Annotated in this window: 21 protein-coding genes; 4 read left to right on the forward strand and 17 right to left on the reverse strand. The window is 66.4% G+C overall.

Annotated features, from left to right (window positions below):
• Nucleotides 1–443: 443 nt before the first annotated feature.
• Entirely contained in the window at nt 444–1,691 is a 1,248-nt protein-coding gene (locus AC3A3Q_RS04140) for a glycosyltransferase (RefSeq protein WP_487585030.1), read from the reverse strand.
• Between the two features lie 207 nt (nt 1,692–1,898).
• Here AC3A3Q_RS04140 and AC3A3Q_RS04145 point away from each other — a divergent pair, with 207 nt between their 5' ends.
• The gene (locus tag AC3A3Q_RS04145; RefSeq protein WP_487585031.1) at nt 1,899–2,981 is read left to right on the forward strand and encodes a hypothetical protein; all 1,083 of its coding nucleotides are present in this window, start codon (nt 1,899–1,901) and stop codon (nt 2,979–2,981) included.
• A gap of 43 nt (nt 2,982–3,024) precedes the next feature.
• Here AC3A3Q_RS04145 and AC3A3Q_RS04150 read toward each other — a convergent pair whose 3' ends face one another.
• From AC3A3Q_RS04150 to AC3A3Q_RS04160, 3 genes are all read right to left on the reverse strand, one after another.
• Nucleotides 3,025–3,426: an MAPEG family protein gene (locus AC3A3Q_RS04150; RefSeq protein WP_487585032.1), complete on the reverse strand. Its 402-nt coding sequence runs from the start codon at nt 3,424–3,426 to the stop codon at nt 3,025–3,027.
• A gap of 76 nt (nt 3,427–3,502) precedes the next feature.
• Nucleotides 3,503–3,955: an Ohr family peroxiredoxin gene (locus AC3A3Q_RS04155; RefSeq protein ID WP_487585033.1), complete on the reverse strand. Its 453-nt coding sequence runs from the start codon at nt 3,953–3,955 to the stop codon at nt 3,503–3,505.
• Nucleotides 3,956–4,021: 66 nt separating this feature from the next.
• Nucleotides 4,022–4,825, reverse strand: coding sequence for an SDR family oxidoreductase (locus AC3A3Q_RS04160; protein WP_487585034.1), 804 nt, complete (start codon nt 4,823–4,825; stop codon nt 4,022–4,024).
• A 419-nt stretch (nt 4,826–5,244) separates the two neighbouring features.
• Here AC3A3Q_RS04160 and AC3A3Q_RS04165 point away from each other — a divergent pair, with 419 nt between their 5' ends.
• A complete protein-coding gene (locus AC3A3Q_RS04165; protein WP_487585035.1) occupies nt 5,245–5,925 on the forward strand; it encodes an outer membrane beta-barrel protein in 681 nt (226 codons plus the stop codon).
• A 51-nt stretch (nt 5,926–5,976) separates the two neighbouring features.
• Here the strand turns inward: AC3A3Q_RS04165 and AC3A3Q_RS04170 are convergent, their stop codons facing one another.
• The 6 genes from AC3A3Q_RS04170 to AC3A3Q_RS04195 all read right to left on the reverse strand — a co-directional run bounded on the left by AC3A3Q_RS04170 (nt 5,977) and on the right by AC3A3Q_RS04195 (nt 12,979).
• On the reverse strand, nt 5,977–6,420 hold the full coding sequence (locus AC3A3Q_RS04170; protein WP_487585491.1) for a nuclear transport factor 2 family protein: 444 nt from the start codon (nt 6,418–6,420) through the stop codon (nt 5,977–5,979).
• 127 nt (nt 6,421–6,547) lie between these two features.
• Nucleotides 6,548–7,732 (reverse strand): 2-methylaconitate cis-trans isomerase PrpF, encoded by a 1,185-nt coding sequence (prpF, locus tag AC3A3Q_RS04175; protein WP_487585036.1) that lies wholly within the window; start codon nt 7,730–7,732, stop codon nt 6,548–6,550.
• Between the two features lie 35 nt (nt 7,733–7,767).
• Entirely contained in the window at nt 7,768–8,232 is a 465-nt protein-coding gene (locus AC3A3Q_RS04180; protein ID WP_487585037.1) for an SRPBCC family protein, read from the reverse strand.
• Nucleotides 8,233–8,274: 42 nt separating this feature from the next.
• The gene (acnD, locus tag AC3A3Q_RS04185) at nt 8,275–10,872 is read right to left on the reverse strand and encodes a Fe/S-dependent 2-methylisocitrate dehydratase AcnD (protein ID WP_487585038.1); all 2,598 of its coding nucleotides are present in this window, start codon (nt 10,870–10,872) and stop codon (nt 8,275–8,277) included.
• Between the two features lie 205 nt (nt 10,873–11,077).
• Nucleotides 11,078–11,857 carry a bestrophin-like domain gene (locus AC3A3Q_RS04190; RefSeq protein WP_487585039.1) on the reverse strand — a complete coding sequence of 260 codons (780 nt, stop codon included), beginning with the start codon at nt 11,855–11,857 and terminating at the stop codon, nt 11,078–11,080.
• A 93-nt stretch (nt 11,858–11,950) separates the two neighbouring features.
• Nucleotides 11,951–12,979, reverse strand: coding sequence for an NADP-dependent oxidoreductase (locus AC3A3Q_RS04195; RefSeq protein ID WP_487585040.1), 1,029 nt, complete (start codon nt 12,977–12,979; stop codon nt 11,951–11,953).
• A gap of 151 nt (nt 12,980–13,130) precedes the next feature.
• On the opposite strand from AC3A3Q_RS04195, the gene AC3A3Q_RS04200 reads away from it, so the two are divergent.
• Nucleotides 13,131–13,736 carry a hypothetical protein gene (locus tag AC3A3Q_RS04200; RefSeq protein ID WP_487585041.1) on the forward strand — a complete coding sequence of 202 codons (606 nt, stop codon included), beginning with the start codon at nt 13,131–13,133 and terminating at the stop codon, nt 13,734–13,736.
• Between the two features lie 14 nt (nt 13,737–13,750).
• On the opposite strand, the gene AC3A3Q_RS04205 is transcribed toward AC3A3Q_RS04200, so the two are convergent.
• The 6 genes from AC3A3Q_RS04205 to AC3A3Q_RS04230 form a co-directional block, all read right to left on the reverse strand.
• Nucleotides 13,751–14,164: a low affinity iron permease family protein gene (locus AC3A3Q_RS04205; RefSeq protein ID WP_487585042.1), complete on the reverse strand. Its 414-nt coding sequence runs from the start codon at nt 14,162–14,164 to the stop codon at nt 13,751–13,753.
• 104 nt (nt 14,165–14,268) lie between these two features.
• Nucleotides 14,269–14,907, reverse strand: a complete 639-nt coding sequence (locus AC3A3Q_RS04210; RefSeq protein ID WP_487585043.1) for a hypothetical protein — start codon at nt 14,905–14,907, stop codon at nt 14,269–14,271.
• A gap of 12 nt (nt 14,908–14,919) precedes the next feature.
• Nucleotides 14,920–15,702: a DUF899 domain-containing protein gene (locus AC3A3Q_RS04215; RefSeq protein WP_487585044.1), complete on the reverse strand. Its 783-nt coding sequence runs from the start codon at nt 15,700–15,702 to the stop codon at nt 14,920–14,922.
• A 115-nt stretch (nt 15,703–15,817) separates the two neighbouring features.
• On the reverse strand, nt 15,818–16,489 hold the full coding sequence (locus AC3A3Q_RS04220) for a Vgb family protein (RefSeq protein WP_487585045.1): 672 nt from the start codon (nt 16,487–16,489) through the stop codon (nt 15,818–15,820).
• Nucleotides 16,490–16,532: 43 nt separating this feature from the next.
• A complete protein-coding gene (locus AC3A3Q_RS04225; protein WP_487585046.1) occupies nt 16,533–17,753 on the reverse strand; it encodes a helix-turn-helix domain-containing protein in 1,221 nt (406 codons plus the stop codon).
• 47 nt (nt 17,754–17,800) lie between these two features.
• A complete protein-coding gene (locus AC3A3Q_RS04230) occupies nt 17,801–18,199 on the reverse strand; it encodes a DUF1801 domain-containing protein (protein ID WP_487585492.1) in 399 nt (132 codons plus the stop codon).
• 150 nt (nt 18,200–18,349) lie between these two features.
• Between AC3A3Q_RS04230 and AC3A3Q_RS04235 the strand changes: the two genes are divergently transcribed.
• Entirely contained in the window at nt 18,350–18,805 is a 456-nt protein-coding gene (locus AC3A3Q_RS04235) for a DUF6010 family protein (RefSeq protein WP_487585047.1), read from the forward strand.
• Nucleotides 18,806–18,879: 74 nt separating this feature from the next.
• On the opposite strand, the gene AC3A3Q_RS04240 is transcribed toward AC3A3Q_RS04235, so the two are convergent.
• Nucleotides 18,880–20,010, reverse strand: coding sequence for a hypothetical protein (locus AC3A3Q_RS04240; protein ID WP_487585048.1), 1,131 nt, complete (start codon nt 20,008–20,010; stop codon nt 18,880–18,882).
• Nucleotides 20,011–20,075: the final 65 nt, after the last annotated feature.

Genomic DNA, 20,075 nt, shown 5'->3' on the forward strand with positions numbered 1-20,075 from the left:
GCACAATCTGCGTCTGGTTTGGAAAGTCGAACTTTCGGTGTCTGGCATGCAGCCTCCTTCGGCGTGCAGTTACCCGCCACGTGGAGCTGGCTCCACGCGAAGTTCTCAAGGCTCGGAATTTCCCGCTTCAATGCGGATATGGCCAAAACGGCAAAACACCGGCCGTCCGCGAGCGTCCTGCTCGCAGATGCGTTTCGTCCATCGGGGCGCGCGTACTCCGTACGCGACACGTGGGCGCAAGGCCCTGGAAGCTGTGCGGCTCACCGAGTCCAGGGCAACCGTTGCGGTTGCCAGGTGACCGTCTTCTGCGTGTCTGCCGCCATCAGTTCTACGCCGCGGCAATTACGTCCGCAAGCCCCTATGCGTGCTTGCTTTTTCGGCAGATCGCGACGGCGCGCTCCCGCATTGTTGGCCTGAAACTTGTCAGGCGGTAGTCGTGCCGGTCAGTTGCGCGTACGCAGCTGCGTGCCCAGTTGCTCGATCGCCGTGACCGCCGTTGCCAGGCCGTTTTCCTCGCGCATGCGCGCACCCAGTTCGCGCGCACGCTCGCGCACCGGTGCGGCCAATGCCTCGTCGATACGCCGTGCAAGAACATCTGCGGTGATGTCGCGCCCTTTGACCGCATCGGGAGCGACGCCGCGCCGCTGCATCTGCGCCGCCCAGAAGAACTGGTCGCCGGCAAACGGCACCACCACCGATGGAATGCCCGCACGGCATGCCGAATGCGACGTACCCGAACCACCGTGGTGGATCGCCAGCGCGGTGCGCGGCAGCAGCCAGTCATGCGCGGTCTCGCCGACCACGAGCACGTTGTCCGGCAGGTCGCTGGTATCCACGCCGCTCCAGCCGGGATAGAACAGCGCGCGCCGGCCGCGCAGTCCTGCGGTCAGTGCCTGCTTCAGGCGCGAGGTATCGAAGCCGGTCATGCTGCCAAAGCCGATGTACACCGGTGCTTCGCCTGCGGCGAGGAAGTCCTGCAACTCGCGCGGCGGCGCCCAGTCCGGTGACGGCAACAACCATTGGCCGCAGGCCAATGTGTTGGACGGCCAGTCATCCGGTTTCGACAGCAATGACGGCGACACGCCGTAGAGCATCGGATGACCTTCCCACATGCGCTTGCGCGGCGGCAGGCCACCGACCTGGGTGAGCGCCGCGTTGGTCGATCCCTTGAAGGCCCGCCACATCATCGCGCTGACGAAGCTGTGGCTGGCGCGATTGAGGAAGCCTGGCACCAGCGATGGCGGCAGGAACGGAGACGCAAATGCACGCGTTGGCGACAGCGGGATCATGCCGGCCCCGATCACCGGGATCCGCAGGCAATCACCGGCGGCCAATCCGACGAAGGCCGCCAGGCCGGAGACCAGCAACAGGTCCGCATCCCTGCCCTCATCGAGGATCGTGCGCAGCCACGATGACGCGTGGGCATTGGCGATCGCAGCCAGGGCCTTGGCCGTGGCATTGAGATCGCTGCTGCCGCCGACCACGGTGCCGATGCCGTGGCCGGGTTCGAGCGCCCCGCGGATGTCGCCTGCCAGGGCCTTGCTCGGCACCCCCAGCGCATGCGCGCTGCCGAGTGTCCCGGCATCCGCGAGCAGCAGCGTGTCATGGCCGGCGTTGCGCAGCGCGTGGCACAGCGCGGCCAACGGGCGGGTATCGCCCTCGGTGCCATAGGTGGCGGCGACAATTTTCACGCAGCGTCTCCTTCGGCTGGCATGGACAGGCGGTCTGCGCGCCAATGATCGCACCACCCCCGGCGCGTGCGCGACGGTGGCGGCGCGCGACCACGGTCACGTTTATGCTCTGGGCACGCCGGAGGGGAGTTCCCGGCGACATCGACGATCAACAGGGGGAATCCAATGCAGGCATGGAGGATGGCGGCTGTGTGCGCCACGATGGGCTTGGCAACGGGCTGCGCTTCGCTACCGGACGCGCGCGTCAATTACTACCTGCCGCGAGCGGAAGTCGTGCTCAAGGTGGAGCGTTATGTCACCTGCAAGAACGATAGGTTGCGGATGTGGCCGATGGCGACGCTGACCTCCGCTTACTCGGCCGATCCCGCGCGCGGTCCGATGCAGCTGGACCTGGCGGCGCTGGACCGCTGGTATGCCGGATCGGAGCTGGCGATAGCGCTCACCGCGGACGGTCGCCTCGCGTCCATCAACAGCACCAACCAGGGCGATGGCCCGGCCTGGGCGAAGACTGCGGCGTCGTTGGCGGGAATGGCGATCTCGCTGGGAACGGTGCCGGCACTACCGGTGGCGAAGATGGGTGGCCCGCTGGCGACCGAAGGGGAGGAAGCCCAGGCTCGCCGCCTGCTTTGTGGCCTTGCCAAGGACGCGCCGGAGGGTGTGGCCGTGTTCCCGTACAAGGCGCGGTTGCAATTCGACGATCCCATGGACAAGGGTGCGGTCGATGACGACTTCCCGGTCTATGAGTATCCGCGCGAGACCTGGCGCCTGGAGCCCGCGTTCGACGACACGTGGGCCGAGCGGGCGCTGGCACGCCTGGCCGGCGAGATGCACGCTTCCGCACATGCCCAGAGCACGCAGGCGCCGACGGCGGCGTTGACCGTCTGCACGGCAAAGGAAGGTGCGCGTTGCCCGGACTATCCGGTGATCCGCGCACGCGTGCCCGTGCAATACGAAGTAAGACTGCTGGAGAAGGACCGCGAGCGCTCCGTCGGCGTGGTTGCCGTGCCACAGGCCGGACGGATCTATGACCTGCCGCTGCCCGCCCCTCGCCTGTTTGGCAAGCAGACCGCGGGGCTCGTCTTCGCTGCCGACGGCAGCCTCACCGGCATCGCCTATGGCAGCACCGGCGGCGCAGCGGCCCTTGCCGAAGGCGGCACGTCGCTGGCGGACAGCATCACTGACACTCCAGCCGAACGCGCTGAGCGCATGAACCAACAGGCAGACGAGATCGCCGGCCAGGCGCGCCTGGAGCGCTGCCTCAGCGACCCGGCCAAGTGCGAACTGAGGTGACAGGCATTGCCAGTGCGCCGCAGATCAGCCGGCGCGCTGGCAACTATCCCAGGACCACCATCGCCCAAAGGCCGATGACGGCCAGGAAGTTGATCGTGAAGACAGCGCCGCGCAGGCGGATGTTGCTCGTCAGGATCTGCACGAGGCTGTGCAGCACGCGTCCGACGACGAAGATCCATGCCAGCACCAGCGCGTGGTCAGCCGCGTCTGTTTGCAGCAGGATGATGCAGGCCGCGTAGAAGAACAGCGGCCATTCGAACTGGTTGGAAAGGTTGGCGCTGATGCGCGGTTCGATGCGTGCCCACGGATTGCTGCCATCGGCGCGACGGCCGATGCCCCAGATCGCGGGCGCGCGCGCCAAGGTGAGCACCACGTACAGGAATGCGGCCAGCGCGACGTGCGCCGCCATGGGCAGGATCATTGGCGAGATCAGCGGATGCGACATCGTGGCCCCGGATCGATCGGACAGCGTCCATGCTGCCTGCTTCAAATCGGGGCCACAAGCGCACTCGCAGGTGAGCTCAGACGGTGACCTTGACGGCCACGTCAATGTTGCCGTGGGTGGCCTTCGAGTAAGGACAGATCTCGTGCCCCCTGTGCGCGAGCGCTTCGGCATCGGCCTGCGACATGCCCGGCAGGATCACGTTGAAACGGGCCTCGATGAAGTAGGCATCACCGGTCTGGCCAAGGTCGATCTCGATCTCCACGGCCAGGCCATCGGGCAGCTTGATCTTCTTCTCCTGTGCCGCCACGCCGATCGCCGAGTGATAGCAGGCCGACCAGGCACCTGCGAACAGCTGCTCCGCCGTCGGATGCGGCAGCACTGCGTCGAACGACTGTTCCTGGCTGGTGCCGGAGCCCGACGCCGAGGTCTTGATGTCGATGCGGCCGTGACCGCCGCGCGCCGCAGCATCGCGGGCGCTGGAGGCGGTGTGGGTTTTGCCTGTGAACAGGACTTTCTCGATCTTGGACATGGGGAGATTCCTCTTCGTTCCGGGAGGCGAGCAGACTCCCAATCGTCAGCGGCCCGGTCCGCGTGACTACGGCTTGTGCGCGAGCGGATCGGGGTGATGGACGTGCGGGATCTCGATGGCGCCGGTCAGGTAACCGTCGAGCCAGTCCTTGAAGTAGGTGTTCGCGATCAACGCCTGCGTGTCGGGCGTGAGCGTGTGGTCGTCGAGGATCGCGCCGTAGTAGCTGGCTGCCGGGTCTGCGATCACCGGCCGGTCGTCCTGGTAGCTGTACATGACCCACTGCACGAGTTCGCACAGCCGGTAGGTCTCCGGACCGGCGATCTCGATGGTGGAATTCGACGGTCGCCCGGCCACCAGGTCGGCCAGTCGAACGGCTACGTCGTCCGCCGCCACCGGCTGCACCAGCGCTGGCGACAGATGGACGATGTCCTTGCCGCTGCCTGGCGGAATGATGTTGGCCATGAACTCGAAGAACTGCGTCGCCTGCACCAGCGAATGCGGCACGTCGGAGCGTTTCACCAAACGCTCCTGCGCATCCTTGGCGCGGAAGTAGCCGCTGGTCTGCAGCCGTTGCGTGCCGACCACCGAAAGCGCGAGGTAATGCGAGACGCCGGCGCGCTCGGCGGCGGCCAGCAGCCGCTCGCTCGAACGCGTGAAGAACTCCGTAACTTCCGGCTCGTCGAACGAGGGCGCGTTGGTCACGTCGACGACGACGTCCGCGCCGTCCAGCGCCGACTGCAATCCTTCGCCGGTGACGGTGTTGACGCCAGACCTGCGCGAAGCGGCCAGCACGTCGTGCCCGCGGGCCTTCAATCGCGCGACGAGCTTGGATCCGACGAGGCCATGGCCGCCGGCTACTACGATCTTCATTGCGCCGATTCCTTCTGCAGCCGGCTTCGCGGCCGGCTACAGCAGACCCGGTTTCGAGTCCCGCCGGTAGACCGGGGGGTGGACACCCCGTGTTGCCCCATTGGCAACAATGCCGGGCAAGGCTGGCAAGAGGATGTCCAGGCCCCGTTCGGAGCAGCGTCGCACATCGAGATCGCGGGCCTGATCGACGGCAGTGCGTGACGATCATCACGATCGACAGCGGCCCTGCCAGTGCGCTGAGAAAAAGTCTCGTCATGTCGGCCGCAACGCGCAGCTTTGCGCGCGCAGGCCGATGCATACTCTCGCCGCTGTGTGATTCCCGGAAGCACCCGGGACGCTCTTGGGGAGCCGTCGCAGCTTGAGCGCAAGGTCGGCCGCAATGGCCACCGGCAGGGATGAATTCACTACCAGGGGATGCAATGAAGAAGGAACTCGTACTGGCGGCATTGCTGGCGGCGGCACCGTTTACCGCGTTTGCCGGCTCGTTGAACTACTCGTATATCGAAGGCGGTTACGCGCACCTGGCGAAAGATGATGTTCCCTCGTTCCGGATTGCGAGATTTCTCTCGGGGCGCCCCCAGGGGGAAGTGAAGAGCGACGGCTTCTTCGGCGTCGTCTCGGTGGCGGTGGGAGAGTCGTTCTACGGTTTTGGCAGTGTCCGCCGAGGCACTGACACCGTGGAGGTGCAGGTCCACGACACGTTCATGGGAGTCGTTTCCCGGACGTACGATGTCGACGTCACCGTGACGCGGGTCAACCTGGGTGCCGGCTATCACTACGGACTGTCGGATCGCACCGACCTGCTTGCCGAAGTCTCGGCTATTGATACCGACCTGGACATCGAGGACGAGGCCGAAGACGACAGCCGCTACCCGAATGGCTTCGGTGGCCGTGTTTCGGTTGGCGCGCGCTCGGCATTGACCGACGCTTTGGAGATCTGGGGCAAGGGCAACTACACCAGCGGAGACTTCTACGATTCCGAGCTCAGCGCCAGCGTCGGCATGCAGTTCCGCTTCGCCCCGAACTGGGGCATCACCGGCGAACTCGAGAGCGGCAGCGGCTACTCGCAGTACACGCTCGGCGTCCGCGCCAGCTTCTGATCTGCTCCTGGGCCCGGGCGCATGGCGCTCGGGCCTTTCAAGACCGCCAGGTCACTTCGGCTTGGAGTACCAAAGCGCGTTGACGATGATCCAGCGGTCGTCGAACTTGCCCATGTGGAAGAAGTCGACGAACCACGGCGTCTCCGCGCGCACTGCCGCGGTATTGCCGGCGACGTCCAGCACGGTGCAGGCGCGGTTCCATTGTTCTTTCGGCGTCTTCAGCGCGCCCTGCCGCGTCAGTTCGACCAGTTCTTCCTTGCTCATGCGCCGCAGTCCCAGGCGCTCGTCCGGGGTATCGCCCAGCACGCGCCGCTTGGCCAGATCCGGGTGCAGCGCGCGCGCGACGCGTTGCGGATCACCCTCAAGCTGCCCGTCGACATAGTCGAAGCACGTCGCCTCGATGGCGGCACGGGTGGTCGGGTCGATTGCGGCGGGCGACACTGCAGGCGACGCGGCGGTCGCTGCCGATGCTGCGGCAAGCACGAGGCTCATCATGGACACGCATTGCTCCTTGTCTGCGGGGAAGGGACTTAGCCGGAGCCTAGCGCCTCGTCTTGCCCGAGGAGAAGTGCGACATGGCACGGTCGGCCGGACCAGCGTCCGGCCAACACGGCCAAGGCCGTCAGAACGAGTCCGCGGGAACCCTGACCGCGCCTTCCATCAGCACGCGCGCACTGCGGCTCATGACCGCCTTGGTGACGGCCCACTCGCCGTCGACCAGTTTGGCCTGCGCACCGACGCGAAGCGTTCCCGACGGATGACCGAAGCGCACCGCATCGGGTTCGCCACCGCCGGCGGCTACGTTGACCAGGGTGCCGGGGACGGAAGCGGCGGTGCCGATCGCAACCGACGCGGTGCCCATCATCGCGTGGTGCAACTTGCCCATCGACATCGCGCGCACGTGCAGGTCGATGTCGGATGCGGCGATGTGCTTGCCGCTGGAGGCGACGTAGTCCTGTGCCGGCGCGACGATCGCGACCTTGGGCGAATGCTGGCGGGTGGCGGCCTCCTCAATGTTCTTGATGAGTCCCATGCGCACGGCGCCGTGCGCGCGGATCGCCTCGAAGCGCGCCAGCGCCTTCGGGTCGTCGTTGAAGGTCGGCTGCAGCTCGGTGCCGGTGTAGCCCAGGTCGGCGGCGTTGACGAAGATGGTCGGGATGCCGGCGGTGATCATCGTCACCTTGAGCGTGCCGACACCCGGCACTTCCAGGTCGTCGACAAGATTCCCAGTAGGGAACATCGAGCCACCGTCGCTGTCGTCAGCCGGATCGAGGAACTCCAGCGCGATCTCGGCTGCCGGGAACGTCACGCCGTCGAGTTCGAAGTCGCCGGTTTCCTGCACCTGGCCGTTGCTCATCGGCACGTGCGCGATGATGGTCTTGCCTATGTTCGCCTGCCAGATCCGCACCACGGCAATGCCGTCGGCCGGCACGCGGCTGGCGTCGACCAGGCCTGCACTGATCGCGAACGGACCAACGGCGGAGCTGAGGTTGCCACAGTTGCCGCTCCAGTCGACGAAAGGCTTGTCGATCAGGACCTGGCCATAGAGGTAATCGACATCATGGTCGGGCACCGACGCCTTGGAGATGATCACGCACTTGCTGGTGCTGGACGTCGCGCCGCCCATGCCATCGGTGTGCTTGCCGTAGGGATCGGGCGAGCCGATCACGCGCATCAGCAGCGCATCGCGCTTCGGGCCGGGGACCTGCGCCACTTCGGGCAGGTCCTGCAGGCGGAAGAACACGCCCTTGCTGGTACCGCCACGCATATAGGTGGCGGGGATGCGGATCTGGGGGAGATGGGACATTGGAATTCCGTCGGCCTTGGTGCGGTCAGGGGTTGTCAGGGAGCGGGCTCGTCCGGGATCTCGGCTTCGATCAGCTGCGCCAGCAGCGTCAGCGACTCCTGCCAGCCCAGGTAGCAGAACTCGACCGGGATCATCGCCGGGATGCCTTCCTGCACGATGTTGATCTCGGTACCGCAGACGACCGTCTTCAGGTTCACGGTGACCTGCATCTGCCCGGGCATGTTCGGGTCTTCGAACTCGTCGACATAGCGCAGCAGCTCGCCGGGCACCAGCTCCAGGTACTTGCCGCCGAAGGAATGGCTCTTGCCGGTGGCGAAGTTGGTGAACGACATGCGGTAGCTGCCGCCGACCTTGGCGTCCATGTGGTGCACCTTGCCGGTGAAACCGTGCGGCGGCAGCCACTTCGCCATTGCATCGGGATCGAGGAACGCACGGTAGATGCGTTCGGCGGGCGCGCGAAGCACGCGATGGAGACGCACGGTTCCGGTAGCTGCTGACATTGCCTTCTCTCCTTCCTGGGGGGACTGCAGGTTGCAGGCGGCCTAGGCGGCCTGCGCGGACTCAAGGAAATCGTTGGCGAAGCGCTGCAATACGCCGCCGGCGTCGTAGATCGACACTTCCTCGGCGGTATCGAGGCGGCAGGTCACCGGCACCTCGACGCGCTCGCCGTTGCGGCGGTTGATGACCAGCGTCAGCTGCGCGCGCGGCGTGCGCTCGCCGATCACGTCATAGGTCTCGGTGCCATCGATCGCCAGCGTGGTGCGGTTGGTGCCCGGCAGGAACTCCAGCGGCAGCACGCCCATGCCGATCAGGTTGGTGCGGTGGATGCGCTCGAAGCCCTCGGCGGCGATCGCCTCGACACCCGCCAGGCGCACGCCCTTGGCCGCCCAGTCGCGCGACGAGCCCTGGCCGTAGTCGGCGCCGGCGATGATGATCAGCGGCTGGCGACGCTCCATGTAGGTTTCGATCGCCTCCCACATGCGCGTGACCTGCCCTTCCGGCTCGATCCGCGCCAGCGAACCCTGCTTAACGTTGCCGGCCTCGTCACGCACCATCTCGTTGAGCAGCTTCGGGTTGGCGAACGTGGCGCGCTGCGCGGTGAGGTGATCGCCGCGGTGGGTCGCGTAGGAATTGAAGTCCTCTTCCGGCAGGCCCATCTTCGCCAGGTACTCGCCGGCGGCGCTGGACGCCATGATCGCGTTCGACGGCGACAGGTGGTCGGTGGTGATGTTGTCGCCCAGCACCGCCAGCGGACGCATGCCGCTGAGCGTGCGCTCACCGGCCAGCGCGCCTTCCCAGTACGGCGGACGACGGATGTAGGTGCTCTGCGGGCGCCAGTCGTACAGAGGGCCAACCTTCTCGCCGTGCTTTTCGCTGATGCGGAACATCGGCTCGTAAACCTGGCGGAAGTGGTCCGGCTTGACGCTGCTGGCGACAATCGCGTCGATCTCCTCGTCGCTCGGCCAGATGTCCTTGAGCGTGATCGGGTTGCCATCGGCGTCGTGGCCGAGCGCGTCGCGCTCGATGTCGAAGCGCACGGTGCCGGCGATGGCATAGGCCACGACCAGCGGCGGCGAGGCAAGGAAGGCCTGCTTGGCGTACGGATGGATGCGGCCGTCGAAGTTGCGGTTGCCCGACAGCACCGCAGTTGCGTACAGGTCGCGATCGATCACTTCCTGCTGGATCGCCGGATCCAGCGCACCGCTCATGCCGTTGCAGGTGGTGCAGGCGAAGGCCACGATGCCGAAGCCCAGCTTCTCCAGCTCCGACAGCAGGCCGGCTTCTTCCAGGTACAGCTGCACGGCCTTGGAGCCCGGTGCCAGCGACGACTTCACCCACGGCCGGCGAACCAGCCCACGGGCGTTGGCGTTGCGCGCGATCAGGCCGGCGGCAATCACGTTGCGCGGGTTGCTGGTGTTGGTGCAGCTGGTGATGGCGGCGATGATCACCGCGCCATCGGGCATCTGCCCCGGCACGTCTTCCCATGCACCGGCGATGCCGCGCGCGGCCAGGTCGGAGGTCGGCAGGCGCTTGTGCGGGTTGGACGGGCCGGCCATGTTGCGCACCACCGACGACAGGTCGAAGGTGAGTTCGCGCTCGTACTCGGCGGTCTCGAGCGCATCGCCCCACAGGCCAGCCTGCTTCGCATAGGTCTCGACCAGCTTGACCTGCGCGTCCTCGCGGCCGGTCAGGCGCAGGTAGTCGATGGTCTTGTCGTCGATGAAGAACATCGCCGCAGTCGCGCCGTACTCCGGCGCCATGTTGGAAATCGTCGCGCGGTCGCCCAAGGTCAGCGCCGAGGCGCCTACGCCGTGGAATTCCAGGTACGCGCCGACCACCTTCGACTGGCGCAGGAACTCGGTCAGGGCCAGCACGATGTCGGTGGCGGTGATGCCGGGCTGCGGCTTGCCGGTGAGGTTGACGCCGATGATGTCGGGCAGGCGCATCCACGAGGCGCGGCCGAGCATCACGCTCTCCGCTTCCAGGCCGCCTACGCCAATTGCGATCACGCCGAGCGCGTCGACGTGCGGGGTGTGGCTGTCGGTGCCGACCAGCGTGTCGGGGAAGGCGACGCCATCGCGCGCATGCACCACCGGCGACATCCGCTCCAGGTTGATCTGATGCATGATGCCGTTGCCCGGCGGAATCACGTCGACGTTGCGGAACGCCTTCTTCGTCCAGTTGATGAAGTGGAAGCGGTCCTCGTTGCGACGGTCCTCGACGGCGCGGTTCTTGGCGAACGCGTCCTTGTCGAAGCCGCCGTACTCCACTGCCAGCGAGTGGTCGACGATCAGCTGCGTCGGCACCACCGGATTGATCTGCGACGGGTCACCGCCACGCTCGGCGATCGCATCGCGCAGGCCGGCCAGGTCGACCAGCGCGGTCTGGCCGAGGATGTCGTGGCAAACCACGCGCGCCGGGAACCACGGGAAGTCGAGGTCGCGACGACGCTCGATCAGCTGCGTGAGGTAGGCGTCGAGCATCTTCGGTTCGGCGCGGCGCACCAGGTTCTCGGCGTGCACGCGCGAGGTGTACGGAAGCCGGTCGTAGGCGCCGGGCGCGATCGCCTCGATCGCGGCGCGTGCATCGAAGTAGTCGAGCGCGGTGCCCGGGAGCGGCTTGCGGTATTGGCTGTTCATGGCGGCTGCTGTGGTCTTGATCGGAGTGCGGCAGCGACACTCGGGCGCGGACTTCGCATCGTGTGGCCATGCGGAGCCCGGTCGGGCGAGTGCGCTGGGGCCGGGGAGATCCGGCACAGGCGATTATCCCGCAATTGGACGGGGGCCGGACCCCAATACTTGCCTTTGGACGTCAACTTGCCGCCGGAAGTGCCGCACCTGGGGCTCAGCGCAGGCGCTTGCGCAGGTCGACCAGGGCCTGGTCGGCCGAATCCACGCGGATCAGGCCCATGCGCGGGTATTCGATCTCGATCGTCACATACACCGTCAACGTCAGGATGGCGGCGAACACGAACCGGTGCAGCCAGCTGCGATCGGGGTTGATCGAGGTGCCGTAGCCGACCAGGAGCCCGGCGATCAGGCACAGGCCCGCCAGCAGCCAGTAGACGATGCGCGGCGGATGGTTGCGGGTCGCCGCGACGCGGGTGTCGGTGATGTCGAACATCTCGTTCAAGGAGTTGATCACCAGCGACGTCGCCGGCGGCGACGCATCGGGTCGACGGGTCGCCTGCACGGCCTTGCGCCAGATCTCGTCCTGCAGTGCCGAGCCCTGGTCCAGTTCCTGCTGCGTGTACTCGCGGTTCTCGGCGTCGCGGTAGGTCGCCAGGCGCACTTCCAGGTAGCGGCGGAACAGCGCACGCAGTTCCGGCTGTGCTTCGTCAGGCAACAGGTCGAGCCGCTGGTAGGCCGTGCCGATGGTGTTGGCCTCCTCGGCCACCAGATGGCGGCGATCGTCGAAGCGCGACGCCGCACCGAAGAAGGTGAAGGCGATCAGCAGCGCGAGCAGCCCGAACACGGCCCCTTCGGCGGCCTCGGCGCCCTTGGTCAGGCCGCGGTTCTCGCGGACAAGGTGGGAGATGCCCAGCCGTCGCCCGAGCTCGATGCACAGCACGATCCCCGCGAACAGGCCGGCCGAGAACAGCAGTACCTGCGCTGCGAAGCCCACGCTCGTCGCTCCACGGCGCCAGGTGCCGGCGCCCGGCCATGCAGTCTTGGCGAGCCGCCATTAGGCGGTTGTGAAGCCGTGAAACCGGGCGGCTCAGTCCGCGACGTGGACCACCAGCTTGCCGAAGTTCCTGCCTTCGAGCAGGCCGATGAAGGCCGCAGGCGCGTTCTCCAGCCCATCGACGATGTCTTCGCGCAGCTTCACCTTGCCCGCCGCGACCCAGGCGCTCATGTCGCGGTAGAACGGCGCGAAGCCATCGGCGTAGTGATCCATGATGATGTAGCCCTGCAGGCGGATGCGCTTGCGCAGCACCAGGCCCAGCAGCAGCGGCAGGCGATCGGGCCCGGCAGGAAGCTTCTGGTCGTTGTAGTGGGCAATCAGTCCGCACACCGGCACGCGTGCGCCATCGTTGAGCAGCGGCAGCACGGCATCGAGCACCGCGCCGCCGACGTTCTCGAAGTAGACGTCGATGCCGTCCTTGCAGGCCTCTGCCAGTTTCTGCGCGAACTGCGGGTCATTGCGGTCGATGCAGGCATCGAAGCCGAGTTCGTCTAGCACGTAGCGGCACTTGTCGGCACCACCGGCCACGCCGACAACGCGCGCGCCCTTGATCCTGGCGATCTGCCCGACCACCGCCCCGACCGCGCCACTGGCTGCGGCAACGACCACGGTCTCGCCGGGTTTGGGCTCGCCGATGTTCAACAGGCCGTGGTACGCCGTGAAGCCCGGCATCCCGAGCACGCTCAACGCGAGCGAAGGACGCGCGGCATTGCCAAGCGCCATCAGGTCGCGGCCGTTCGATAGCGAGTAGTCCTGCCAGCCGGAGCCGCCGAGGACGAGATCACCTTCGGCGAACTTCGGGTTGCGCGATGCGACCACGCGGCTGACGGTGCCGCCGACCATCACCTCGCCGATCGCGGTCGGCGGCGCATAGGACGGCGCCTCGCTCATGCGACCTCGCATGTAGGGATCGAGTGACAGATACAGCGTTCGCAGCAGGACCTCGCCTTCGGCGGGCGTGGCCACATCGAGTTGTTCGAGGCGGAAGTCCTGCGGCGTGGGCGCACCCTTGGGGCGCGAAGCGAGGACGATGCGGCGATTCACGTTTGCGGTCTGCGGCATGGGAGCTCCGGTGGCGATGCGACAGTGCTGCCGCGATCAGGCCGACATCTTATGCCCACCGCATGCCGCGCGGTCCGCGACACTGTGTTGCGCGTGCGGACCGGTGGAGTGCCTCCTGCCCGTCACGCAGGCATCACCGCAGGCGGCTGTAATGAGCGCCGTCCCCCGGCTGGCGTGCCCCGTCATGAAATCGCTCCTGCTCCCCATCGTGGTAGTCGTGTCGTCCCTGTGCGCATTCAGCGCGCAGGCGAAGTTGCCGCTGATCAACGCCACCTGTCCTGGCAAGCTGGACGTGCACGTCGACCAGGGCGGGCCGGTCTATGTCAACGGCAAGGAAGCCAAGCTCAACGCAGTCAACGAGAACTACTACGAAGCCAAGGATGCGGCGACGGGCACGACCATCTCCATTTCCATCAACCCCGATGGCTCGCCCGACGTTTCGTACACGGGCAAGAACCGCGCTAATGGTGTGTGCACGATCGCCAGCGATGCGACGGCCGCTCCGGCGGCTGCGGCCGCGCCCGCGGCTGCGTCCGGGCAGTCGCACCCTGCCTCGGAGAAGGCTTGCCTTGCGGCGGTGTCCAAAAAGACCAATGTCGCCAGCAGCAAACTTTCCGTGGCCGGGTCCGAGTTCAGTGAGGCCGGCATTTCCGTCTCGGTGCAGGTGCCTGGCGCGGACGCGCCCTGGGCCTGCATGACCGACCAGAAGGGCAAGGTCTGGAACGTCAGCTACACCGGGTCGGAAGGCAAGCTGTAACGCTACCCCGCGCGTTACGCCTCCGGCGTTCCGGTGTCCTTCCCGCCCCGGTCGAGGTCCTTGCGCGCATGCGTGGCGAGCGCCTGGTACTTGGCCTTGAACTCGTCCAGGGTCATCTCCTCCAGTTCCTCCAGGTCGAGCAGCGCGTTGTGCGCGCCGGCCGTGGCCCGGATCAGTTCGTCGAGCTTGACCTGGATCGCCTCGGTGTCGCGGTTCTGCGTGTTCTGGATCAGGAAGACCATCAGGAAGGTGATGATGGTCGTGCCGGTGTTGATCACCAGCTGCCAGGTGTCGCTGAAGCCGAAGATCGGCCCGGTCACCACCCAGACCACGATCAACAGCGCGGCCAGGGCGAAGACACGGGGCCGGCCGGCGAAATGTGCGGCGGCCTTGGCGAACCGCGTGTACCAGGACTTGTGCGTGCGCATGGGAGGACCTCGCTGGTCGGCAGACCATGGCCCCGCGTGCGTGGAGGCGCGGTCAACGATGGAACCGGACGCTGACCGCTCGGCGAATCCTGCCCTGCCCGTTGCTATCGCAGCAGGAGCAGCGCCGCACCTGCCAAAGCCAAGGCGGCGGTCCATGCGTTGCGCGCCGCGGCGCCGATCCACAGGCCGGGAGTCATCGCGATGCCCCGGCAGACGACGCTTGCGATGGCACCTGTCGTGCCCAACATCGTCGCCATGTGCACTCCAACCGCCGCCAACGCGAGCGTGATCGAGCCGGAGGCGGTGATCGCCCGGGCCGGGCTGTCGCTGATGCACAGCGGCACCAGCGCCGGGACCAGCATCAGTCCGGCGCCGTGGACGGTGGCCATCAGGCAGGACCAGAGCGCGATGCCAGCGTCGCTCGCACGCGAGCCCAGACTCGTGACCAGGCGATGCGGACCGGCGACGCGCAGCCAGCGATACGTCGCCGCGCCGATCAGCATTGCGCCCGCCAGGCCCTGGACCCGCGTGCGCTCCACCAGGATGCCACCGTAGACGGCAGCGACCACGATCGCGATCGATGCGAAGTGACCGATCGCGATTGGCAGCAGCGCTCGCCACGCCTGGTCACCATCGCGCGCATGCACGCCGCGCCGTGCGGCGAACATCCAGCCGTTGACCGGGCTCAGCCCATGCAACACGCCGAGTCCGGCAACAGCCAGCCAAGGCCACCAGGTTTCCATCGCCGCCCGGGCTCAGGCCTTCGACGCGCAGCACGACGCGGCGGGCGCGGCGGCCTCGTAGCGATCGTGGTGGCGGACCCATGCCATCGGGTAGTCAAACTCGTCCTCGTCGCGGCCTTTGGGCGTGAGCTCGAGCAGGTTGTAGGCATGCATCATCACCTCCACGCCGCGACCGTAGCGCGAGTAGGTGTGGAAGACCTGGCCGGCCTCGTCGCGATGGAACACGCTGATGCCCGGTGCCTCCTCGTGCGGGAACGGCTGCCGCGTGTAGTTGTAGTCGACCTTGCCGCTCGACATCTCGTCCTGGCTGAAGTTGACGCCGAAGTCATGGTTGAAGGTGGTGCCGTGCGATGACACCCACTTGAACTTCCAGCCCATGCGCTGGCGGAATCGTTCGATCTCGGCCAGCGGAGCGCGCGAGACAGCAAGCAGCGTGACGTCGCGTTGCGCCAGGTGCAGGTTGGCGCCGTCGTTGTGGTCGGCCATGAAGGAGCAGCTCTTGCAACCCTGCTCCCAGCCAGGCGCGAACATGAAGTGCTGCACCAGCAGCTGGCTGCGACCATCGAACAGTTCCGCCAGCGTCTTCAGGCCTTCGGGCGTATCGAAGACGTAGTCCTTCTGCACGCGCACCCACGGCAGTGCGCGGCGTTCACGGGCGATCTGGTCCTGCAGGCGGGTGAGTTCCTTCTCGCGTGCCAGCAGTGCCTTGCGTGCGGCGAGCCATTGTTCCCTGCCGACGACCGGGTGGTCAGCGGGTGAAAGGTCGATGGTCGGTTCGTTGAGTGCGGTGTTCATGATGTTCTCCGGGGTTGCGGATGGGCGGCTGCCCAGTCGCAGAGCAAGCCGCGCCCGTCTCCGGTCGGTCGACCGGAGGTTGAATGCAGCAGGAGGGGCGCTGTGCCGCTCGGGATCAGCGCGGTGGTCGGCGGACGGCGCGGACCTTTCCGCTCGGTCCGCCACCGCAATAAAACGTTCCGGCGCCGTCGGATTCGAGGCCACTTACGCCGGTGCCTTGCGGCATCTCGAGCCGCTCGAGCACGGCGCCGGAGTCGGCATCGATGCGTCGCAGTTCGCTCTCGTCCCCATCCCACACGCCGTGCCAAAGCTCGCCGTCGACCCAGGTCACACCGGTTACGAACTGGTTGGACTCGATGGTGCGGATGATGGCGCCGGTGTCGGGGTTGATCTGATGGATCTTCCGGTCGCGGTACTGGCCAACCCAAAGGCTGCCCTCGGCCCACGCCATCCCCGAATCGCCACCGTTGCCCGGCGCGGGGATCGACGCGACAACGGCACCGGTGGACGGATCGATCTTGTCGATTCGCGCTTCGGCGATCTGGTAGAGGTGCGTGCCATCGAAGGCGGTGCCGGCGTCGGCGGCGCACTCGACAGAGCGTTCGACCTCACCGTTTGCGGGATCGAAGGCGACCACTTTCGATCCGATCGCGGTCCATACATGGTGGCCATCGAAGGTGACGCCGGCGACGTTCCTTGCGCCGTCGAACGGCCCGTACTCGCGCACGATCTCGGCGGCGCGCGTGGGTACCTGTGCTGACGTGCTGGTTGCTGGATTGCGGCTCATCGGGGGCTCCTGGTGGCGCGCGTGGCGGCGCCGTGGGACCAATCTACTCAGGCGGCAGTGCGGCAGGGAGTAACAAGGTCGTCGTGAATCCGACCAGTGGCGGGGCCAGCCAGCGCTGCGCGCGGGCGCGGCCGATCGACCGCACCTGCCCGGCGGCTTCGAGCTCGGCGAGTGCGCGCTGGACCGTGCGCTGGCTGTCGCCCAGCGCCAGCGCCAGGGCCGACGTGGACCAGGCCGCACCATCGGCGAGCAATGCCAACAACGAGGCCTGGTCGCCATCGATCGGCGGTACCAGCACGACGATGCCGCGGTCGTCGGTAGGCACGAGCGCGAATCCGCGCGCACTTGCCTGGATGTCCAGCATCGGCGCAACCAGCGAGCGCAGGCGACCGATCTCGACGCGCAATCGCGCGCGGTGCGTCTCGTCCGGCTGGCGCGTGCGGAAGACGCGGGCGATCAGAGTGTTGCGCTCGACGTCGCCGGGCCAGCTTTCGGCGAGTGCACGCAGCAACGCGAACAGGACGGGGCGTCGCGCCAGCGGCAGCCATGCGTCACCGGAGCGCAGTCCGCGACGGCAAGCGTCGACGACGAGCACGTGCGAGCCCATCAGCGTCTCGATCTGCTCAAGGCGAAGCGGCTCTTCATGTCCGGCGTGGATGCGCCTGGCGGCGGCGCGGTCGAGTGCGGCGCGTGCCTCGGTCACCTCGGCCAGCAGCGCGGGGATGGCTGCGCGTTGCGCCGCCGCAAAGGCGCGATCGAGCGCCGAGCGCGCGTCCGCCGTGCGCAGTGAACGCAACGCCAGTTCCGCCGTGGCCAGTTCGGTGATCGCCGCCAGCGACGGCGGCAGGCCTTTTGCGTCGAGACCGATCAGCGCGGCGTTGGCCTCGTCGAGACGCCCCAGCAGAAGCAGCCGCCGTACCGCGATCAGTCGCGCCTGCAATGCATTGGCACGGTCGCCGCGTGTATCGAGCGCAGTGGCGGCTTCGGCCAGCGTGCGCGGCGAGCCACCTAGGTCGCGCATGGCCAGCGCCACCTCGGCCTCGGCGACGACACAGCGCGCACGCGCCAGCGCCTCACGCGCACCAAAGCCACGTGCCGCACGCCGCAGCAGTTCCCGTGCGCGCGGATACTCACCCAGCTGCGCCATCGCGATACCGCGCAGGGCAAGGGCCGGCGGGTCATCGCGCAAGGCAACACGCTTGAGCGCACCGAGCGCATCGCCGGCGACCAGCGCGCGACCGGCGGCGGCAATGAGGGAGTCCATCGCGGCAGGCTACCGCGCCTTCAGGCCCTCGCGATAGGCGCTCACGATCACTTCTTCTTGCTCTTGTTGAAGGCAACGGCGGCGCGGATGAGTGCCTTCAACGCCTTCTCGTCGATCTCGTCGCCTTCGTGGATGTCTATCGCGCGGCGAGTGTTGCCTTCGAGGCTGGAATTGAACAGCCCCAACGGGTCATCCAGCGAAGCGCCCTGGGCGAAGGTCATCTTCACCGCCTTCTTGTACGTCTCGCCCGTGCAGATGATGCCGTCATGCGACCAGGTCGGGACGCCCCGCCACTTCAATTCCTCGACCACGTCGGGATCGGCTTGCTTGACGAGGGCGCGCACCCTGGCGAGCGTCTCGCCCCGCCAATCGCCCAGATCCCTGATCTGCGCATCGATCTGCTCGGAGACCGTTCCTTCACCTACTTCCTTCGAGCCGCTCTTCATGGTGGTTGTCACTTCCCCAATTGCCTGCCAAATCGAAGAGCCGGGATTATAGGAGCAAGGCGTGAAGAGGCCGCCTGCCCCGCCTGGCATTCACAGAAAACGAGCGCATGCTGGACGAAATTGGTGGCCCCGAACCGTTCCGGAGGCACCATGTCGGCCACGACGACGCACGCCCACGAACGCCCCAACTCCTCGGTCTTCGCCAGGCGCCCGCTGGCCACTGGCGTTGCCGTCGGCATCGGCTCGCTGTTGCCTCACTTCTTCCTGACGCCGCAGGCCTCGCTCGGCTTCGCCGCGATACTCATCGCACTCATCGCCGGCATCTATTTCGGCTTCGCCGTGATGAACGGCTCCAGCCGCGACCAGATGGTGGAGTTCAACGTCGCCGGCCTGTTCGCTGTCGCGGGCCTGCTCGGACTGCTGCTGTGGCCGGTGCTGGTGGCCATCGCCTACTTCGCGCACGCCGCCTGGGACTTCGCCCACCACAACCGCTCGCGCCTGTCGCTGGTCAGGATCCCGAGCTGGTACGTGCCGTGGTGCGTGGTGATCGACGTGATCGTGGGAATCGGGTTGCTGGTGATATGGAGCCGCAACGGGTTGATCTGACCGCGTGTGGCGCGTTGATCGCCGGTGCTATGCAGGCCCGCCAAGGTGTAGCGGAGTACCGCCGTCGGCGAAGCCTAGTCTTCGATTCGGAAGGCCAGCTTCAGCCTCTTTACGGTCTCAGGCCAAAGCGGAGTCGTCGGCTGAGCTGCGGAGTTCTGATTTCCGAATAGCCCGGCTTCACGAACGGCTTTGGTCAACGGGACTGTCGCCAGCCACTTTATCGGTACGAATCGATCGGCTCGAACTGGATCGTGCGCGTCCGCGCGGATATCCGCGTGAATACTGCCAACATCCAAGTACTTCATTGGCCCATCCGGCGTTTCAACCAGGAAGTCCGCGGCAATGACAGGCTCGCCGGTAACGATTCCGACGCCAAGGTATCCAGTGCCGGGGCGATTGACCCAGACCCGTCGCCCGGGGACAAGCAAGCGCAATGTGCGGCTATACCACTCGCTGCCGCCAGCACTGATGAACCCGTACTTCTGCGCGTCATCCCAAGATCGCTGGCTGTCGCCATAGTTCGCGTACAGCTCACCATTCCAAGGCACGCGCTCACGCCGCGCAGTCTGGACTTCATGCTGCTTGTTGCGAACCTTGACCTGGTATTCCTCGGCTTCCTTCAGCGGAATGATCTGCTGAAACTCCAGGAGCAGGCGCTCGTCAAGCTTGTAAGCACCCATCCGGAAGCAGGTGATATCGAGCCCCTTCTGATTCAGCCATAGGATCGATGACGTCAGTTCCCGAGAGTAATCTTCAGAGAACAGGATGACCCTTACATCCGCGGCAAAATCGTCTTCATTCGGCTCAGCCCACCCGAGAAACTCGAGAATTCGCTCGCGGGCAAATCGCGCTTCCTCTGACCCGAGGAATCCTTCAAACGTGGAAATCGCCTGATCGAAGGTCATGGTCGAAACCATCGATGCGTAGCGAATGGCTTGGAGTTCCATATGGCTTCCCGTGTCACCGCGCTTCAGCTCGATGACGACCAGGTTTGCCTTACGATCCAGCGCCAGCAGGTCGATTCGCCGCTTCGACTCGTCCCAATCTCCGAACTCCTCGGCTATCACAAGGAGATCAGGAATGAGGTCGGAAATCTGCTCTCGCAGAAGCGCCTGAAGATCGCGTCGTTCACGAACCTCCGCGCGCGCGAGACTGATCCGCGAAACTCGCGCCAATCGACCGCTTTCGACCTCGTAGAAAGCCATAAGATCCTCTCAATCGGGTCAGCGATTGCGACCTTCATCTTGCCTGTATTGGGCAGCCGTCAGGT

This window comes from Lysobacter sp. Soil_C_59, assembly GCF_057656415.1.

Coding starts and splice junctions, on each gene's coding strand:
- AC3A3Q_RS04170 (WP_487585491.1), bottom strand. CDS start 6,420: ATGATGAGCCTCGTGCTTGCCGCAGCATCGGCAGCGACCGCCGCGTCG.
- AC3A3Q_RS04155 (WP_487585033.1), bottom strand. CDS start 3,955: ATGTCCAAGATCGAGAAAGTCCTGTTCACAGGCAAAACCCACACCGCC.
- AC3A3Q_RS04235 (WP_487585047.1), top strand. CDS start 18,350: ATGTCGGCCACGACGACGCACGCCCACGAACGCCCCAACTCCTCGGTC.
- AC3A3Q_RS04215 (WP_487585044.1), bottom strand. CDS start 15,702: ATGAACACCGCACTCAACGAACCGACCATCGACCTTTCACCCGCTGAC.
- AC3A3Q_RS04230 (WP_487585492.1), bottom strand. CDS start 18,199: ATGAAGAGCGGCTCGAAGGAAGTAGGTGAAGGAACGGTCTCCGAGCAG.
- AC3A3Q_RS04180 (WP_487585037.1), bottom strand. CDS start 8,232: ATGTCAGCAGCTACCGGAACCGTGCGTCTCCATCGCGTGCTTCGCGCG.
- AC3A3Q_RS04240 (WP_487585048.1), bottom strand. CDS start 20,010: ATGGCTTTCTACGAGGTCGAAAGCGGTCGATTGGCGCGAGTTTCGCGG.
- AC3A3Q_RS04225 (WP_487585046.1), bottom strand. CDS start 17,753: ATGGACTCCCTCATTGCCGCCGCCGGTCGCGCGCTGGTCGCCGGCGAT.
- AC3A3Q_RS04210 (WP_487585043.1), bottom strand. CDS start 14,907: ATGGAAACCTGGTGGCCTTGGCTGGCTGTTGCCGGACTCGGCGTGTTG.
- AC3A3Q_RS04165 (WP_487585035.1), top strand. CDS start 5,245: ATGAAGAAGGAACTCGTACTGGCGGCATTGCTGGCGGCGGCACCGTTT.
- AC3A3Q_RS04195 (WP_487585040.1), bottom strand. CDS start 12,979: ATGCCGCAGACCGCAAACGTGAATCGCCGCATCGTCCTCGCTTCGCGC.
- AC3A3Q_RS04200 (WP_487585041.1), top strand. CDS start 13,131: ATGAGCGCCGTCCCCCGGCTGGCGTGCCCCGTCATGAAATCGCTCCTG.
- AC3A3Q_RS04205 (WP_487585042.1), bottom strand. CDS start 14,164: ATGCGCACGCACAAGTCCTGGTACACGCGGTTCGCCAAGGCCGCCGCA.
- AC3A3Q_RS04160 (WP_487585034.1), bottom strand. CDS start 4,825: ATGAAGATCGTAGTAGCCGGCGGCCATGGCCTCGTCGGATCCAAGCTC.
- acnD (WP_487585038.1), bottom strand. CDS start 10,872: ATGAACAGCCAATACCGCAAGCCGCTCCCGGGCACCGCGCTCGACTAC.
- AC3A3Q_RS04220 (WP_487585045.1), bottom strand. CDS start 16,489: ATGAGCCGCAATCCAGCAACCAGCACGTCAGCACAGGTACCCACGCGC.
- AC3A3Q_RS04150 (WP_487585032.1), bottom strand. CDS start 3,426: ATGTCGCATCCGCTGATCTCGCCAATGATCCTGCCCATGGCGGCGCAC.
- prpF (WP_487585036.1), bottom strand. CDS start 7,732: ATGTCCCATCTCCCCCAGATCCGCATCCCCGCCACCTATATGCGTGGC.